13 protein-coding genes are annotated in these 17,866 nt (G+C 67.5%); 6 read left to right on the top strand and 7 right to left on the bottom strand.

Annotated features, from left to right (window positions below):
- The first annotated feature begins 53 nt into the window (after positions 1-53).
- From ASG79_RS20055 to ASG79_RS20045, 3 genes are read left to right on the top strand one after another with little or no spacing between them, the layout of a single operon-like run.
- Complete coding sequence (locus ASG79_RS20055; protein ID WP_018770139.1) at positions 54-1,154, top strand: AAA family ATPase; 1,101 nt, start codon at positions 54-56, stop codon at positions 1,152-1,154.
- A gap of 9 nt (positions 1,155-1,163) precedes the next feature.
- Entirely contained in the window at positions 1,164-2,675 is a 1,512-nt protein-coding gene (locus ASG79_RS20050) for a DUF58 domain-containing protein (RefSeq protein WP_056393514.1), read from the top strand.
- Complete coding sequence (locus tag ASG79_RS20045; RefSeq protein WP_056393513.1) at positions 2,672-5,200, top strand: transglutaminaseTgpA domain-containing protein; 2,529 nt, start codon at positions 2,672-2,674, stop codon at positions 5,198-5,200. The genes ASG79_RS20050 and ASG79_RS20045 overlap by 4 nt, the downstream gene beginning before the upstream one ends.
- Positions 5,201-5,260: 60 nt before the next feature.
- On the opposite strand, the gene ASG79_RS20040 is transcribed toward ASG79_RS20045, so the two are convergent.
- Positions 5,261-6,760: an NAD-dependent succinate-semialdehyde dehydrogenase gene (locus ASG79_RS20040; protein ID WP_056393611.1), complete on the bottom strand. Its 1,500-nt coding sequence runs from the start codon at positions 6,758-6,760 to the stop codon at positions 5,261-5,263.
- Between the two features lie 181 nt (positions 6,761-6,941).
- A complete protein-coding gene (gene rsmI, locus ASG79_RS20035; RefSeq protein ID WP_056393510.1) occupies positions 6,942-7,817 on the bottom strand; it encodes a 16S rRNA (cytidine(1402)-2'-O)-methyltransferase in 876 nt (291 codons plus the stop codon).
- 46 nt (positions 7,818-7,863) lie between these two features.
- Between rsmI and ASG79_RS20030 the strand changes: the two genes are divergently transcribed.
- Together ASG79_RS20030 and ASG79_RS20025 are read left to right on the top strand one after the other, a co-directional pair.
- Positions 7,864-9,591 carry a dolichyl-phosphate-mannose--protein mannosyltransferase gene (locus ASG79_RS20030; RefSeq protein WP_056393507.1) on the top strand — a complete coding sequence of 576 codons (1,728 nt, stop codon included), beginning with the start codon at positions 7,864-7,866 and terminating at the stop codon, positions 9,589-9,591.
- Positions 9,592-9,658: 67 nt separating this feature from the next.
- Entirely contained in the window at positions 9,659-11,488 is a 1,830-nt protein-coding gene (locus ASG79_RS20025; RefSeq protein WP_056393505.1) for an AMP-dependent synthetase/ligase, read from the top strand.
- Here ASG79_RS20025 and ASG79_RS20020 read toward each other — a convergent pair.
- A complete protein-coding gene (locus ASG79_RS20020; RefSeq protein ID WP_056393503.1) occupies positions 11,479-12,777 on the bottom strand; it encodes a TIGR01906 family membrane protein in 1,299 nt (432 codons plus the stop codon). The genes ASG79_RS20025 and ASG79_RS20020 overlap by 10 nt on opposite strands.
- Before the next feature lie 124 nt (positions 12,778-12,901).
- A complete protein-coding gene (locus ASG79_RS20015) occupies positions 12,902-13,894 on the bottom strand; it encodes a stage II sporulation protein M (RefSeq protein ID WP_186447784.1) in 993 nt (330 codons plus the stop codon).
- Between the two features lie 88 nt (positions 13,895-13,982).
- Between ASG79_RS20015 and ASG79_RS20010 the strand changes: the two genes are divergently transcribed.
- Entirely contained in the window at positions 13,983-14,783 is an 801-nt protein-coding gene (locus ASG79_RS20010; RefSeq protein WP_056393501.1) for an RDD family protein, read from the top strand.
- Position 14,784: 1 nt separating this feature from the next.
- On the opposite strand, the gene ASG79_RS20005 is transcribed toward ASG79_RS20010, so the two are convergent.
- From ASG79_RS20005 to ASG79_RS19995, 3 genes are all read right to left on the bottom strand, one after another.
- The gene (locus ASG79_RS20005) at positions 14,785-16,023 is read right to left on the bottom strand and encodes a L,D-transpeptidase (RefSeq protein WP_056393498.1); all 1,239 of its coding nucleotides are present in this window, start codon (positions 16,021-16,023) and stop codon (positions 14,785-14,787) included.
- A 63-nt stretch (positions 16,024-16,086) separates the two neighbouring features.
- Positions 16,087-17,553 (bottom strand): adenosylhomocysteinase, encoded by a 1,467-nt coding sequence (ahcY, locus tag ASG79_RS20000; RefSeq protein WP_056393496.1) that lies wholly within the window; start codon positions 17,551-17,553, stop codon positions 16,087-16,089.
- 75 nt (positions 17,554-17,628) lie between these two features.
- Positions 17,629-17,856, bottom strand: a complete 228-nt coding sequence (locus ASG79_RS19995) for a Trm112 family protein (RefSeq protein ID WP_018770151.1) — start codon at positions 17,854-17,856, stop codon at positions 17,629-17,631.
- Between the last annotated feature and the right edge of the window lie 10 nt (positions 17,857-17,866).

The following is a 17,866-nucleotide window of genomic DNA, read 5'->3' as shown; positions in this document are numbered from 1 at the left end:
CGAAGGCAGGCTTGCTGTCCCGTCCAGGTGAAACCCGGGCTGAAAGGTTGCCGATGGAACCCCACCGACGCACTGCCAACAATGGAAGCGCACCGAACCTTAACCTGGCCGGCGTCGCTGATTCCGTCAGCCACTTGAACGGGCACCGGCCTGCGGCCATGGACCCGGTGTCCTTCCACGCCGCGGCGCAGCGCATCCTCACCACGGTCAATACCGTCATCGACGGCAAGTCCGATGCCGCCAAGCTGGCGCTCACCGTACTCCTCGCACAAGGCCACCTGCTGCTCGAGGATGTGCCCGGCGTCGGGAAAACCCTGCTCGCAAAGACCCTCGCCCGAACCATCGACTGCACGGTCAACCGCATCCAGTTCACCCCGGACCTGCTGCCCTCGGATGTCACCGGGGTGTCCATCTACAACCAGGCCTCAAGGCTGTTCGAGTTCCGGCCGGGTGCGGTCTTCGCCAACATCGTCATCGGTGATGAAATCAACCGCGCATCCGCCAAGACGCAGTCCGCCCTGCTGGAGTGCATGGAGGAGCATCAGGTCACCGTGGACGGCACGTCCTACAAGCTCGATGAGCCGTTCATGGTGGTCGCAACCCAGAACCCCATTGAAATGGAAGGCACCTATCCGCTGCCGGAGGCCCAGCGGGACCGGTTCATGGCCCGGATTTCCATGGGCTACCCGGACAAGGCCGCAGAGATCGAGATGCTCGAAACCCACCAGGCGGTCTCGCCGCTGGCCAATGTCTCCCCCGTGGTCACCGCGTCCGACGTCGCGGCCATGACCGCCACTGTCCAGCAGGTCTATGTCTCAGACGCCGTGAAGGAATATACGGTGGCAGTGGGCAGGGCCACCAGGGAAAGCCCGCTGCTGCGGCTCGGCGCCAGTCCCCGTTCCATGCTGCAGCTGCTGCGTGCCGCCAAGGCCACAGCCGCCCTGGAGGGCCGCGACTTCGTCCTGCCGGACGACGTGCGGGACGTGGCCGAGGCCGTCCTGGCGCACCGCATCATCCTGGACCGGAAGGCGGCGGGCGCAGGCGAGACACCCCACAGCGTCCTGCGGGGCATCCTGTCCAGGCTGCCCGTGCCACAGGCCCAGCCGGGGCAGCCCAACCGGGCCGCGGCCGCCGCCGGCAGCAGGAACCGCTAGGCACGGACCATGGCCCTGCTGGATAAGCTTCCGCGGCACCTGTTCACCAGGCGCGGCTGGGGCATGCTCGCAGCCGGGGCCTTCACGCTGGCCGCGGCCCAGGTCATGGGGCGCCGGGACCTCCTGACACTTGCCATCTTGCTGCTGGTCCTGCCGCTCGTCTCCCTTGCCGGCGTCAGGCTGGTCAAGCCGCGCTTCCGCGTCTACCGCGAATTCAATCCCTCCCCTGTGGAAACCTCCGCCCCGGCGACGGTCCACCTTGCCGTGGCCAGGACGGGCCCGGGCAGCGGACGGGTTGCCATGGAGGAGCGGCTGCCGGCGCACTTCGGCCACGCGCCGTCCTTCCGGTTCCCGTCCCGTTCGGCCACCGGCGGCACAAGCCGCTACGAATACCACCTCACGTCCAGGTACCGGGGGCAGTTCAGGATCGGCCCGGTCACGGCCGAGTTCACCGACCCTTTCGGCCTCTCCCTGCACCGGCAGGCGATTGACGACGGCGACATCCTCACCGTGACGCCGGCAGCCGTCGTCCTGCCTGCCGCCGGGCTGGCGGGAGCGCGGGGGAACGACGGCGTCACCGCCACCCGTGTCCGGGCAAACCCGAGCGACGACGACATCATGACCCGGGAATACCGCCACGGTGACCCGATGCGACGGGTCCATTGGCCTGCCACGGCACGGCATGGGTCCTTGATGGTCAGGCAGGAGGAGTCCGTGACCACGCCGGAAGCCACCATCATCCTGGACCATCGGGCCAGTGCGTTCGGCGGGGGCTCCGGCACGTCGATGCCGGGCCTGCCCGTGCCGGAGGGGCATGCGCCGGCCACCAGCGACACCTTCGAGTGGGCTGTTGTTGCCACCATGTCCGTCAGCGCACACCTTGCCGAGCGCAACTACAGCCTTCGGGCGCTGGACACGGGCGGGGAACCGGCGTTCCTCCACTCCCCCTCGTCCCCGGAACCGGCGGTGGAAGAATTCAGCGGATCATCCGGCCTGCAGTCCATTGCCGAAAGCCTTGCCGCCATCCACCTGTCCGGGGCGCCCCACCCCCGCCGGGAAAGCACTCACCGGGACAGCACTCGCCGGGACGATGCGCAGCGGGGTGTCATGCAGCTGGGTGTCATGGCCAGGAACGCGCCGCGCCCCGGTGCCCCGAAAGTGCGGACACAGGGAAGCCCGGAGCAGGGACTGCCGGCCTTTGACGACCACTTGATGGACAAGCTGTCCGCCCATCGGATGCGCGGGCCACTGATCGCTGTCCTGGGTCGCATCACCAGGGAGGAAGCCGCAGCACTGGCCCCTGCCGCTTCGTACGGCACCAACGCGTTCGCCATCCTGGCCGTGGAACGTCCCATGGAGTCCCAGGATGTCCTGGAAGTGCTGCGGCAGGGCGGCTGGCGGGCGGTGGCCGTGGCGCCCGCGACGCAGCTTGCCGCCGCGTGGCGCCAGTTCGACCAGGACCCGGCCCTGCCGGTGGTTACGGCGGCAGAGGTCCGGCGGGGAGCAGGGGTGGCCACATGACCATGGCGCCGGCCCGGCCAACGGGTGCGGGCCACGAGGCACAGGCACAGCATGAAATGCCTGCGGGACGCCTGCGCGCCGGCGCCTACCCGTGGGCCATGGGGGGATCCATCACCGTGGCCGTCTGCGGCGCTGCCCTGTCCTTGAACGGTGTCCTGCGGGGCTGGAACTGGTACTGGCCGGTGATGACCACCGTGCTGGTGGTGGCATTCACGCTTGCCGCGCTGCGTTCCGTCCGGGCCCAGCCCCTGCTGGTCACCGCAGGCGGATTCGTGGCACTGGGCGCCGTCCTGACGTTGACGTTCTTCCGCGGCTCCAGTTTCCTGTGGGTTGTCCCCACAGGTGCCACGCTCCCGGACCTGGACCGGCTGATCCGGCGGGCCAGCGAGACTGTCCTGGCAGAGACTGCCCCAGTGGCGCCCAACGCCGGGATCGTCATGGTGGTCTGTGCCGTGCTTGGCCTGGCGGTCATCCTGGTCGATGCACTCGCGGTTCCGCTCGGGATGCCGGCCGCCTCCGGCACAGGCCTGCTTGCGCTGCTGGTGGTTCCGGCCATGATCAAACCGCAGAGCGTGGGGGTATGGAGTTTCGTTGCCACCGTAGCGGGCTACCTGCTGATCCTCGCCTGCAGCCAATGGTTTGCCCCGGACGGGAGGTTGCAGGGCGGCTCGGCCCGAAGCCCGGGCCTGGTGCGCAGGGCCGTGCTGACGGGCTCCGTGGCGCTGGCAGCCACCCTGGTGCTGCCCCTGGCGATTCCCGGCTTCGACACAGGCACGTTCCCGCAGGGTTCACGGCTCAATCCGTGGGGTGCCGCCACAGGCCTGAATCCGATGATCACCCTGGGCAACAGCCTTCGCACACCGGACGGAAGCGGCAGGATCACCTACGCCACCACGTCACCCAACCCCCTCTACCTGCGATCGGTCACCGTGGACAATTTCGACGGCGATTCGTGGGGACCGGACGACCGCACCGCCTCCAGGGTGCCCCTTGACGGCCGGATCGACCCCGGGTATCCGGTCCTGACCGATGAGCAGGTGCGGCTGGTGACAGCCATCGACACCGGGTCCTTCACCAGTCCCTACCTGCCGGCGCCCTATGCGCCCGAGACCGTCCGCGGACTGGGCGGACAGTGGACCTGGGATCCGGCCACGCTGAGCATCAAGGGCACTGACACCACCACCCGGCGGCAGGAGTACGTGGTGACCTCCGCGGTGCCCAAGCTTTCAGCGGCGCTCCTGGCCCAGTCCTCAGGGCCCGCACGGGGCATCCCCGACATTTTCACCCGCATCCCGGGCAACGTCCCGGACATCGTCAAAACCACGGCACAGACCGTTGCCGGGGGTGCGGGGACGCCGTACCAGAAGGCCCTGGCCATCCAGAAGTACCTGCGCTCGTCCGAGTTCACATATTCACTGCAGTCCCCGGTGCAGGGCGGCTATGACGGTAACGGCCTTTCCGTCCTTGCTGACTTCCTGCAGCAGAAGAGCGGTTACTGCATCCATTACGCATCGGCGATGGCGGTGATGGCCCGCCTGGACGGAATCCCCAGCAGGATCGCCGTGGGCTATGCCCCCGGCAGGCTGACCGGGGCGACGGTCTCCGTGTCCGGCCAAGGCGCCCTCCCGGAGTATGAGGCAGATGCGCGCGACGCCCACGCCTGGCCGGAATTGTACTTCCAGGGCCTGGGCTGGGTACCGTTCGAGCCGACGCCGTCGCGGGGGGTGGTCCCGGACTACGCAACCGAGGCCTCAGCGCCTTCGGTCGCGGATTCCCTGGGCAACAACGACGGCCTCATCCCCGACACGGCCCCGGTTCCCGCCCCATCCCCCAGCACCACTGCCCAGGCCGTCCCCGGCGCCGGCAGCAGCACAGGCGACTCCGCGCAATTGACCCCCTGGTTCCTTGGTGCAGCCGCATTGGTGGGCTTGCTTCTCCTGGTGGCCGCCCCCCACCTGGTTCGGAGGGGTATCAGGTCACGGCGGCTGCGTCCAAGGCGACCGGACCTGGCCGTACCGTCGGCATGGAATGAGATCAAGGATCTTGGCGCCGACTACGGCCTGCCCCCCGCGGACAGCGAGACGCCCAGGGCATATTCATCCCGGTTCCGGGCTGAACTGCTGGGTGAGCCCGGAGGCATGGACCAGGAGGCGCACGGGGCAGTGTCGTGCTTTACCTCGGCGTTCGAACATTACCGGTACGGCCGCCCGGGCGGCACTGGTTCCCCAGGCTCCGGCCCCGACCCGACCGAAGGCGACATTGCAGCCGGGGTTGCGGCCGTGGAAGCGTCCCTTCGGGCAAACGCCACCCTGCCCAGGCGTTTGACGGCGGCATGGCTTCCGCCGTCGGTCACCCGCCGGCTGGGCCAGCTGCTCAGGATGCCGTTCATTGCGGCCGGCAGGATCATCCGCACAGCACTTCACGCTGCAGCGCGCCTACGCCCCGGGGCGCCCGGGCATCCGTCGGCAGGACGGCGTTCCAAGGCGGGGGCGGCCGACGGCGGCCGCGGGGCCGGGCAGGGCTGAACGGCAGGTGCCGGCCGGGGAAACCCCGGCCGGCACTTGTACGCTGCGAAACTTCCGGAACTAGCCAGCGTAGGGGTCGGCGATGCCGATGTACTGGGTGTAAAGGTATTCCTCGATGCCTTCGAGGCCGCCTTCGCGTCCCAGGCCCGACTGCTTCACGCCGCCGAAGGGCGCCGCGGCGTTGGAGATGACGCCGGCGTTCAGGCCGAGCATGCCGGTTTCGAGTTTCTCGCCCATCCGGATGCCGCGGTTGAGATCCTTGGTGAAGACGTAGGCCACCAGCCCATATTCGGTGTCGTTGGCCAGGCGGACGGCTTCGTCCTCGGTGGAGAAGGTGATGATCGGAGCGACGGGGCCAAAGATTTCCTCGGAGAGGATCCGGGTGCCTTCGGTGACGCCGGAGAGGATGGTGGGCTGGTAGAAGTAGCCAGGTCCCTCTACCGGTGCGCCGCCCAGGACGGCCTTCGCGCCGGAGGCGACGGCGTCGGAGACCAGTTCGTGGACTTTGTCCCGGCTCTTGGCGTCGATCAGCGGCCCCACCTTGGACTCGGGCTCGGTGCCGCGGGCGGTGGTCATGTCCTTCATCTTCGCGGCGAACTTCTCCGCGAACTCCCCGGCTACGGACTCGTGCACGATGAAGCGGTTGGCTGCGGTGCACGCCTCGCCCATGTTCCGCAGCTTGGCCAGCATGGCGCCGGTAACGGCCGCGTCCAGGTCAGCGTCCTCAAAGACCAGGAACGGGGCGTTGCCGCCCAGTTCCATGGAGGTCCGCAGCACGGTTTCGGACGCATCGGCCAGCAGCCGGCGTCCCACCTCGGTGGAACCGGTGAACGACAGCTTGCGCAGGCGCGAATCCTTGATCAGCGGCCCGGTGGTGGCACCGGCCGTTGAGGTGGGGATGACGTTCAGGACACCGGCAGGCAGCCCGGCCTCCTGCATCACGGCAGCGAACAGCTGGGAGGTCAGGGGCGTCAGGTTGGCCGACTTCAATACCATGGTGCAGCCGGCGGCGACGGCCGGGGCGATCTTGCGGGTGGCCATGGCCAGCGGGAAGTTCCACGGGGTGATCAGCAGGCAGGGGCCCACCGGCTTCTTGGTGACCAGGAGGCGGGACTTGCCGTCCGGCGAGACCGAGTACCGGCCGAAAGCCCGGACTGCTTCCTCGGAAAACCAGCGCAGGAACTCGGCGCCATAGGTTACTTCGCCGCGGGCCTCGGCCAGCGGCTTGCCCATTTCCAGGGTCATCAGGAGGGCGAAGTCTTCTGCACGTTCGGTGACCAGGTCGAAGGCCCGGCGCAGGATCTCCCCGCGTTCGCGCGGCGGCACCTTTGCCCAGGATTCCTGGGCAGCCGCGGCAGCATCGAGGGCTGCCGCACCATCCTCGGGTCCGGCGTCGGCAATGCTCAGCAGCACCTTCCCGGTGGCGGGATCCTCGACGTCGAACGTCTTGCCTGAGGCGGCGTCGCGCCACTCACCATTGATGAGCAGCCCGGTGGGAACGGAGGCCAAAAGCCGGGTTTCGCGCTCGGCGGAAACGGCCGGCTGTGCAGTGACAGTCACGATGACTCCCTCGTCAGTAGGGTTGTGGCAGCCCATCGCCGCGGCCGGAGTGACCGGGATCATGGGGCTGATTAACAGCCAGACTACTGCGGGGCATGGCTATGGTCTACGCCGATGCGCACTGCGGAATCGCGGCTTCGCTGTGCACCTGCACAGGCGCCGAAAGCGGACCGTGGCCCGGCTAGCGGGCCGCCAGGACGGCCGAGTAGAGCTCCCTCTTGCTGACCCGGACGTCTTCGGCGACGGCGGCGACGGCCTCCTTGAGCCGGATGCCCTGGGACACCAGCTCATTGACGGCAGCCACATGGTCCTCCGGGGTGCCGGCCGCCTGCTCAGGAGCCCCGCCGAGCACCACGGCGATCTCGCCGCGGACCTCCGTGTCCTCGGCCCACTGGAGCAGTTCGCCAACAGTGCCGCGGATGACTTCCTCGTACGTTTTCGTCAGTTCCCGGCAGACTGCGATGGGCCGGTCCGGCCCGAACCTCTCGCGCAGCGCACGCAGCATGGCTTCGAGCCGGTGCGGCGCCTCGAAGAACACCATGGTGCGCCGCTCCCCGGCAAGGTCCGCCAGGCGGGAGGCCCGTTCGCCGGCCTTGCGGGGAAGGAATCCCTCAAAACAGAACCGGTCCGTGGGCAGGCCCGACAACGCAAGGGCCGTGAGGACCGCGGACGGTCCGGGAACCGCGGTGACGGGAAGTCCCGCCGCAATGGCGCCTTCCACCAGCCGGAAGCCGGGGTCGGATACCGACGGCATCCCGGCGTCAGTGACCATCAGGAGCGTGCTGCCGGAGCGCACGTGGTCAAGGAGCTCAGCGGTCCTGGTGGCCTCATTGTGCTCGTGGTAGCTGATGACGCGGCCCGCCACGTCAATGCCCAGGCTTTGGACCAGACGGTGGAGGCGCCGCGTGTCCTCAGCGGCCACAATGTCTGCAGTGCCCAGCAGTTCCACGAGGCGGGCCGAGGCGTCTCCTGTGTTCCCGATGGGAGTGGCGGCAAGGACGATCCGTCCCGCGGTCGCAGGGCCGGGTTCAGAAAGGGGGCTGGGGTTCGGGTCCACCCACCAAGCCTACTGCCGCCGGGTCTCCGCAGCCGCAAAAGGTAGCATGGGGCTCGTGACGCAGACCTCGACGCGGCCCACGGGGCCCGGGAAACCCAACGCCGCGGGATCCCCGGCCGAAGCCGGGGCAACCGGGACGGCACCCGGCGGCAAGGCCGCCCGCCCCTGGATCAGCCGGCCTGATGAGGCGTTCACGGTGGAGGCACTGCGGGCAAGGCTCATTGGTACCGGCATGTCCTGGCGGGATTATCCGCCGTCGCTCCGGCTGTGGTTCGTCCTGGTCCCGGTCCTGACGGCGGTGGCCGGCGGCCTCCTCCGGTTCATCCGCCTGGAAGTGCCGCACAAGCTGGTGTTCGACGAGACGTACTACGTCAAGGACGCCTACTCCTACCTCATGAGCGGCTATGAGCGCAGTTGGCCGGACATGGCAAATGATTCCTTTAATGCCGGCAATCCGGACGTCCTGCTGAACACTCCCGAATACGTCGTCCATCCACCGGTGGGCAAGTGGATGATCGCGGCCGGGATGTGGCTGTTCGGGCCGGAGAATCCCTTTGGCTGGCGCTTCGCCGCAGCCCTCACCGGCACCCTCACGGTGCTGCTGGTGTCCTTGATCGCCCTGAAACTGTTCCGCTCGCTTCCGCTCGCGGGTGCCGCGGGGCTGCTCCTCGCCGTCGACGGCCACCACCTGGTGATGTCCAGGACGTCCTTGCTGGACATTTTCCTCACGTTCTGGATCCTTGCCGCGTTCGGCGCCCTGCTGATGGACCGCGACGACGGGCGCCGTCGCCTGGCGGCCCGGCTTGCCCATGCCGCCGCCACGAACGGCGGACAGCCCCCGGCCCGGGCGCTGCTGGCCGGACCGTGGCTGGGCGTGCGCTGGTGGCGGGTGGCCGCGGGGGTCTGCCTGGGCCTGGCCGTGGGCACCAAGTGGTCCGGCCTGTTCTTCCTGGCGGGCTTTGGCCTCCTGACCGTGCTGTGGGACCTCAACGCCCGGCGGGTGGCGGGCATCCGCGGCTGGATCAGCGGCGGCGTGATCCGGGACGGAATTCCCGCCTTCGCGGCCACCGTGCCCGTCGCAGCCATTGTCTACTCGGCTACCTGGACCGGCTGGTTCCTTTCGGCCAATGCCTACTACCGTCACTGGGCGGAGAGCAACCCGTCAGCGGAATGGGGCTGGCTGCCCGACTCCGTCCGGTCCCTTGTCCACTACCACCTGGAAGCGTACAAGTTCCACCAGGGCCTGAGCTCCGAGCACCCCTACCAGGCCAGCGCCTGGAGCTGGCTGGTGATGGGACGGCCGACGTCGTTCTTCTATGAATCCCCGCCCCAGGGCACCCCGGGCTGTGACGTGGAAAAGTGCACCTCCGCCATCCTGTCCGTCGGTAACCCGCTGATCTGGTGGGCAGCAGCCATCTCGCTGGTGGTCCTGCTGTTCTGGTGGGTGGGACGCCGGGACTGGCGCGCCGGGGCAGTGCTGGCCGGGGTGGGCGGGGGCTACCTGCCATGGTTCATGTATCCGGAGCGGACCATGTTCTACTTCTACGCGGTGTCCTTTGAGCCGTTCCTGGTCCTGGCCCTGGTGTACTGTCTGGGGCTGGTCCTGGGCCGGGCCACGGATCCGCCGTGGCGCCGTCGCTCCGGCATGTATCTGGTGGTCCTGTTCCTGGCGGCGGCGCTCCTGCTGTCGGCGTTTTTCTACCCGATCTGGACCGGCGAGGTCATCCCGTACGTCGACTGGAAGGTCCGGATGTGGATGCCATCCTGGATCTAGGGCAGGATGGCAACAGAGACCTGAAGGAGCCGCTGCCGCGGCATGGCAGCGGAAACGGAGACCTGCTGTGAGAGAAGCGAGCACGGAACTGCTGGTTGAGCTTGAGGCCAACAGCAACGTGACTGACCTGCTGCTGGAGCAGCACGCCGCCAACCCGGCCCACGCCCTGTACCGGCGGAAGGGCCCCAACGGCTGGGTGGATATCCCCGCGCAAAAATTCCTCCAGGACGTCAGCGCCCTGGCCAAGGGGCTCATCGCCGGGGGCCTGGAGCCCGGCGACACGGTGGCCGTGATGTCGCCCACCTCGTACGAATGGACCCTGGTGGACTTCGCCATCTGGTTCGCCGGCGGTGTGACGGTGCCCATCTACGAAACGTCCTCGGCCAGCCAGGTGGAGTGGATCATCCAGGACGCAGGGGTCCGCCGCGTCTTCGCCGGTGACCGGGCCACGGTGCAGCTGGTCAGCGGAGTGGTGGCCGGTTGCGCCGAGCTCAGCGACCGCCTGGTCAACGTGGTGCGGATGGATTACGACGGCGAGGCCCCGGACCTTGCCAGCCTCGCCGCTGCGGGCACCGGAGTCAGTGATGCTGAACTGGAGCGGCACCGCAGCCGCGCGGGGTTGGCCGACCTCGCCTCCCTGGTGTACACATCGGGCACCACGGGCAAGCCCAAAGGGTGCGAGATCACGCACGGGAATTTTGCCCTGGTGGCCAAGAACATCGTTGCGTTCCTGCCCGAGATCCTGCAGGAGGACCAGGCCCGCACCCTGATGTTCCTGCCGCTGGCCCACGTGCTGGCCCGCGCCGTCCAGGTGGTATGCCTTGCCGCAGGGGCAACGCTGGGGCATACCCCCGGGGCCGCCCAGCTCCTCGAAGACCTCGGCACGTTCCGCCCCACCTTCCTGTTGGTGGTGCCGCGCATCTTCGAAAAGGTCAGGGCCACGGCCGCCCACAAGGCCGCTGTGGCAGGCAAGGGCAGGCTCTTCGACGCCGCAGCGGCCGCCGCCATCGAGTACTCACGCGAACAGGACCGGCACAGCCGCGGCGAGGGGCCTGGTCCGGGCCGGTTGAGCCGGATCAGGCACGGGATCTATGACCGGCTGGTCTACCCGCGGCTGCGCCAGGCGATGGGTGGCGAGGTGGGATACACCGTGTCCGGGGCCAGTCCCCTGGCTTCCGAGGATGCCCATTTCTTCCGTGGCGTAGGCATTCCCGTCCTGGAGGGGTATGGGCTGACCGAGACCACGGCGCCATGCACCGCGAATACGCCTTCCCGCACCAAAGTGGGAACGGTGGGCATTCCCATCCCGGGCACCACCATCCGGGTGGCCGAAGACGGCGAAATCCTGGTCAAGGGAATCGGCGTTTTCCGGGGCTACCATTCCAATCCGGAGGCTAACGCCGAGGCGTTCGTGGACGGATTCTTCCGTACCGGAGACCTCGGTGAACTCGACAAGGACGGTTTCCTTACCGTCACGGGACGCAAAAAGGACCTCCTGGTCACGGCCGGCGGCAAGAACGTGGCGCCCGGGCCGCTGGAGGAGAAGATCCGCAGCCACCAACTGGTGGCCCACGCCGTGGTGGTGGGCGACGGCAAACCGTTCGTGTCAGCCCTGCTGACCCTGGACCCGGAGGGCGTTGCCAACTGGCGGTCCGAACGGGGCCTTCCTCCCCTCCCCCTCAGCGAAGCCGCGAACGATCCCGCCGTCCTGGCTGCGGTGCAGGAGGCAGTGGACCTGGCCAACCGGATGGTGTCCAAAGCCGAATCGGTACGCACGTTCAGGCTTCTGGACGCCGAGTTCAGCGTCGAGTCCGGGCACCTCACACCGTCCCTGAAGCTGAAGCGTTCCGTAGTGGTCCAGGAGTTTCAGGCGGAGATTGCCGGAATCTACGGCTGATCCTCCGTGGCCGGCCCCGCCTTTTCCCGGTCCGCCTTGTCCCGGTCCGCCGTGGCCGGCTTTGCCTGCTGCGCAATGCCGCGGCGGCGTCGCGTGGGCCAGGTGAGGACCATCGTCACAATGGATGCCAGGAGCACCAGGCCCGCGATGGCGATGCCGGCGTCGATCCAGAACTGGCTGGGGAACAGCCGGATCAGGGTGTCATCCAGGCTGAAGGTCCAGGATCCGGCGGCGAAGAAGACCCGGTGGAATTCGGTGAAGAACTGCTGCCAGCCCAGGGCCGCCAGCGTGCCGAGGCCCAGGATCAGTGCCAGCGTGATGATGGAACCGGCGAAGAGGCCGCGCCGGATCCCGCCGGTGCTGCGTTTGCGCAGGTACAGGATCGCGGTCAGCGCCAGGAGGAGCAGCAGTGCACCGGCACCAAAGGTGGACAGGATGACAACCTTGACGTCGGCCATGTGGCTGACTTCGCCGTCCTTGAAGAGCTTCTCGCCGCCGCGGTGCACCAGATCGCCCAGGTACCTGGGGCCCGCCCAGTTGCTCAGGTAGTCCACCGCATAGGAGCCGTACGTCATTCTGTCGTCGGTGTTGAAGCCGTATCCGTCACCGGGGAACCCGGGACGGTTGTACTCCACCCAGAGAAAAAGCGGGCTGGTCACGGCCCGGACGGCCAGGATCAGCAGGATTACCGGGTAGATGATGGCCAGCAAAACCTGCATGACACGCGGTGCCACGGGTTTGGCGTTCGCAGCGCTTTCGCGCTGGGCGTTGCGGCGCTCCACTTCCTCCTCGGGGGGACGGACGTGCAGTGCTGACGTGGGAAGGGGTTCCTTGAAGACCGGCGAACCGGTGCCGGGCCCGGCCGCGGCGGAGCCCGCAGTGGAAGTGTGCTCCGCGGGCCTGCGGGAGGCGGCAGCTGCGGCGGCTGGGGCTCCGGCGGTGGAGGAGCCGTTGGCGGAGGATCCGACGGCGGCTTCCGCGGCCTTGCGGTCGGCCCGGCTTCCTGGCTGGGCGGCCTTGCTTCCTGCCGCTGCCTGGTTCCGGCCGGCGTGTCCGCCGGGCTCGTCGGGGCCGGTCCTATTGATGCCGGGCTTGTCGCCGGCTGGCTTTTCTCCGCCTGGCTTGCCAGCGGCAGGTTTGCCCCCGGCCGGTTCGTTCCCGGCCGGTTTGTCCCCGGCAGCGGGCGTCAGCCAGGAAAATGCGGGCTCGTCGGAGTCCCCGGACGTGTCCAGGAACGGCTCCGGCTGCGGCGTGGCGCTTTTGGCGCGGGCCGGTGTCTCGTCATTCACAGCAGCGTCACTTCCGTTGGGTTCCGCACCGGTCCCAGTCAGCCGGTGCGATTCATTCTGCAGTCGAGCCTACCGTCCGGAAGTTCCGCCGGGCGAGGAACCACCCCGGCAGGATTACAACGATTCAGGCAGCGATTTCCGTGTAGCCGGCATCCTCGCGGCGGAGGTCGCCGCGCTCCCCTGCAAGGCAGGCGCGCCTGCCCCACACCAGGACGTAGATCCAATACGCGCTGAGAACCGCCGCCCCGATTCCGATCCTGGCCCAGGCCGGCAGCGGGCTGGGGGTGACGAACCCTTCCACCAGGCCTGAGACGAACAGCACCACCACGAGCCCCAGAGCCACCGTAATCAGTGACCTGCCCTCTTCCGCGACGGCGCGGCCCCTGGTCCGTGGTCCGGGTGCGACCGTTGCCCAGAAGACCCGAAGGCCCGCTGCGGAGGCAACAAAGACGGCGGTGAGCTCCATGAGCCCGTGCGGCAGGATGTAACTGAAGAAGACGTCGGACTTGCCGGCAGACGCGAAGATGCCCGCTGCAATGCCCACTCCCTGGGCATTGCTGAACAGGATCATTGGCACCCACACACCGGTGATCCCCAGGGCCACGGCCTGTGCGCTGATCCAGGCATTGTTGGTCCAGACGGCACCGGCAAAGGACGCTGCCGGGTTCTCCGAGTAGTAATTGACGAAGTCCTCGTTCACGTACTGGGCGGCAGCGGCTTCCGAGGCCACGGCCCGGAGGGCTTCGGGGGACGTCCCGATCCAGATGGCGTACGCGGCAGCGATGAGCACGAAAGCGGTGCCGCAGGCCAGGGTCAGCCAGGTCAGCCGGTACAGGGCCGCCGGCAGGGCCACGACGAAGAACCGTGCAAGGTCAGCCAAGGCATTCGAGCGGGCGCCGGTGAAGCGGGTCCGTGCCTGGGCCAGCGTGGCCGAGAGGGACGCGGAGAGTCCGCTTTCCGGCGCCATGGAACGGACCAGCGACAGGTGGCCGGACGTGGACTGGTACAGCGCCAGCAATTCGTCGGCTTCGGCTCCGGTGAGCCTGCCCTTGCCGGCAAGCTTACGCAGGCGCGCCCACTTGTCCGCATTGACGGCGGCGAAGGCATCCATGTCCACGGCTACAGCCTAGCGCCCGGCATTAGAATTTGACCGTCTGCACCATGTGATCGTTCGAACCACCAGATGCGAAGGGCAGGGATGCAGTGTGAGCCCGATAATCACCGGCGAGGCAGTGGTGCTGGAGCTCCGGCCGGCGAGCTTCGCCGCCCGGGCCCTGGGCCTGTTTATCGACGCAATCGTCCACGTAGTCCTGCTGGTGCTGGTCATGATTGGCCTGTCGGCCGCAGGCGCGGACCTCGACGGGGCAGCCGCGCGGGCCCTGGGCCTGGCCGCCGTCGTGTTCTGCCTGGTGGTGGTGCCCGTGGCCGTCGAGACCCTGAGCCGGGGCCGATCGCTGGGTAAGCTGGCCACGGGCCTGCGGGTGGTCCGTGAGGACGGCGGCGCCATCCGGTTCCGGCATGCGGTGATCCGCGGCCTGACCGGGTTCCTTGAGATCTATCTGACGTTCGGCGGCCTTGCCCTCGCCGTGGCGCTCTTCAACGACAAGTCCAGGCGGCTCGGCGACCTGCTCGCAGGCACCTATGCTGTCCGCAGCCGGGTACCTGCGGACCAGGCCCTCCGGGTCTTTGTTCCACCCCATCTGCAGTCGTGGGCTGCAGCGGCGGATATTGGCCGTATTCCGGATGCCACAGCCCGCAGGGCCGCCCAGTTCATCCGCCAGGCAGGCCGGATGGCACCGCTGTCCCGGGCGGGCATGGCGCAGGCCATCGCCGCTGAACTGTCCGCACACGTCGCTCCGCCCCCGCCTCCGGGCACGGGCGCCGATGACTATCTGGCCGCCGTCGTGGCTGAACGGCGGCAGAGGGAGTTCACCAGGCTGTCGCTGTCACACCGGCGGAACACGGAGATCGGGGAACGGCTGCAGCGTCTGCCGTTCTCCACCTGACCTAGTTGTCGTATTCGCTCCACGGGATATTCCAGTCGCCGAACCCGTCGGTATTTGCCGCGTAGTCACCCTCGGTGTTGATGATCTGGACCACGTCGCCGGTTCCCATGTTGTCGAACACCCACGCCGCCCCGTCGGGCAGGAAGCCGATGCACCCATGGGACACGTTGGCGTTCCCGATGTATGGAAAGGCCGATTCAAGGGCCTGGTGGATGTAGGCGCCGCTCAGGGTGAGACGGATGGTGTATTCGACGTCGGCCTCACCGTAGTAGGCAGGATCGTCGGGCTTCAGCCCGATGCTTGCCGCCCTGAAGTGGTCAAAGCGGTTCTTCTCCATAAGCACTGCGTATCCCTTTGCCGAGGGGAAGCGCTTATCCCCCATGCTGACGGGCAGGGTCTTGACGGGCTGGTCGTTGACGCTGAGCGTGAAGGTATGCGCGGTGGCATCGGCGACGGCCACCTTCTTGTCTCCGATCGAGACATTCACCTTTTTGTTGAAGTTCGCGATTTGGCCGTTGCCCAGGTCAACCCCGAAGAGCTGCATGTCCATGGTGACGGTGGAGTTCGCTGCCCAGAAGTTCTCCGCGCGGTACCGGACCATGGTGTCGCTGTACCAATGGAATGCTCCGGCCTGTCCCGCCGTCGTGGTGATCTTGATGGCCTTTTCCACGGCGGCGCGGTTGGTCACGGGTTCGCTGAAGATGATCTGCAGGGGCTGCCCCACGCCCACCTTCATCCCGTTCAGCGGGTAGACGGCGGCGTCGGCCTCGTGGGAGCTTGTCACCGTGTTGAAGGACTGCGTGGTGCTGGTCTCGCGTCCGGCGGCGTCCTTGACCACGTAGGTGTAGCTGTACTCGGTGTTGAATTCCAGGGGCCCGGTGGCGGACCACGCCGTCCCACTGGCATCGATGCTGCCATCAATGGTCTTCCCCGCCGTACTGGCGAGCGTGACGCGCTGGATGGTCCCGTTGCCCACTTTCAGGGACACCGGGGCCGCAGGGTTCACCTGCTTTGCACCGTTGGCCGGCGCCGCGTCGAAAGTCACGGGCGGAACAACGGGGGAAGCGATGCCCGGCGATGTCCGCAGTGCGGAGCCTGCTTCGGATTCAAGCGGGCCGCCGGCAAGGCCCGGGGCGACGGCGGCGAAAACCCCGCCCAGGGCAGCCAGGACACACACGGCTGCCACGGCAAGGATTTTCTTGGCAGTCCCCCGCCGGCGGGGCTTTACATCAGGCTCCATGTTTCGATCCTAGGTGCAGAAAATAACGGCCCGGGCGCTCGATGGCGCCCGGGCCCTTACGTCTCAGTAACGATAGTGCTCGGGCTTGTACGGACCGGCGACGTCGATGTCCAGGTATTCCGCCTGGTCCTTAGTCAGTTCCGTAAGTTCAACGCCCAGGGCGTCCAGGTGCAGCCGGGCCACCTTTTCGTCCAGGACCTTGGGCAGCACGTAGACCTTGTTCTCATACTCGTGCTGGTCCCGCTTGGTCCACAGCTCGATCTGCGCAATGGTTTGGTTTGCGAACGAGTTGCTCATCACGAAAGACGGATGGCCGGTTGCGTTGCCAAGGTTGAGCAGGCGGCCCTCGGACAGGACGATAATGGAGCGCTCCGCCGCCGTGCCTTCCTCAAAGACCCATTCGTGGACCTGGGGCTTGATTTCGACCTTTTTGACGCCGGGGATGCGGGCCAGGCCAGCGATGTCGATTTCGTTGTCGAAGTGGCCGATGTTGCCCACAATGGCCTTGTTCTTCATGCCGGTCATGTGCTCGGCCATGATGACGTCTTTGTTGCCCGTGGTGGTGATGAAGATGTCGCCCTGGGCCAGGACGGATTCCAGCTTGGCCACCTGGTAGCCGTCCATGGCCGCCTGCAGCGCGCAGATGGGGTCGATCTCGGTGACAATGACGCGTGAACCCTGGCCGCGCAGCGCCTCGGCCGCGCCCTTGCCCACGTCGCCGTAACCGCAGACGACAGCGACCTTTCCGCCCATGAGCACATCCGTGGCCCGGTTGATGCCGTCGGGCAGCGAATGGCGGATGCCGTACTTGTTGTCGAACTTGCTCTTGGTGACGGAGTCGTTGACGTTGATGGCCGGGAAGAGCAGCTTGCCCTGGTCAGCCAGTTGGTAGAGGCGGTGGACACCGGTAGTGGTCTCCTCGCTGACGCCCCTGATCGTGGCTGCCGTCCGGGTCCACTTCTGCGGGTCCGCGGCAAGCGAGCGGCGCAGCACGTCCAGGAAGATGCCGTATTCCTCGGAATCCTCGGCATCGGCGGACGGCACGTTGCCGATGGCCTCGAACTCGACACCCTTGTGGACCAGCATGGTGGCGTCGCCGCCGTCGTCCAGGATCATGTTCGGACCCAGCTCGGGGTTGGAGTCGGCGCCGGGCCAGGTGAGGATCTGCTCGGCGGTCCACCAGTATTCCTCAAGGGTCTCGCCCTTCCAGGCGAACACGGGTACTCCCTTGGGGTCCTCAACGGTACCCTTGCCCACCACCACGGCCGCGGCGGCCTCGTCCTGGGTGGAGAAGATGTTGCAGGAGGCCCAGCGGACCTCGGCGCCCAGCGCGGTAAGGGTCTCGATCAGCACCGCGGTCTGCACCGTCATGTGCAGGGAACCGGCGATCCGGGCACCCTTGAGCGGCTGGGTGGGGCCGAACTCCTCGCGGAGGGACATCAGGCCGGGCATTTCGTGCTCCGCCAGGCGGATCTGGTGGCGGCCGGCTTCCGCCAGGGAGATGTCGGCAACTTTGTAGTCAAAAGTCATGGGTGGTCCTTTGCTTGGTCCGGGTCCTGGTCCAGTCCCCGTTCTGCTGTTTCTGTGCGGGCGGATACAGGTGAACTAGAGCCCTGCCGCGGCGTGATCGTGCTGGTCCGAACCTGCCGATGCTGCTGCAGCCAGCAGTTCCGGAGGCAGCAGCAGCGGGATCCCGTCTTCGATGGCGTACCGGTTCCTGATCCCCGTATCCCCGGCGGCAGTGGCCACCAGTTCTTCGCCCTCCTGGACCAGCGGCGAGCCGGTCACGGGGCAACGCAGGACGGACAACAGCTCGGGACTGATCTTAGGCATTTGTTCATGC

Origin of the sequence: Arthrobacter sp. Soil761 (genome assembly GCF_001428325.1) — a bacterium.
Lineage (GTDB): Bacteria > Actinomycetota > Actinomycetes > Actinomycetales > Micrococcaceae > Arthrobacter.
This window is presented reverse-complemented; position numbering and strand designations above follow the sequence as displayed.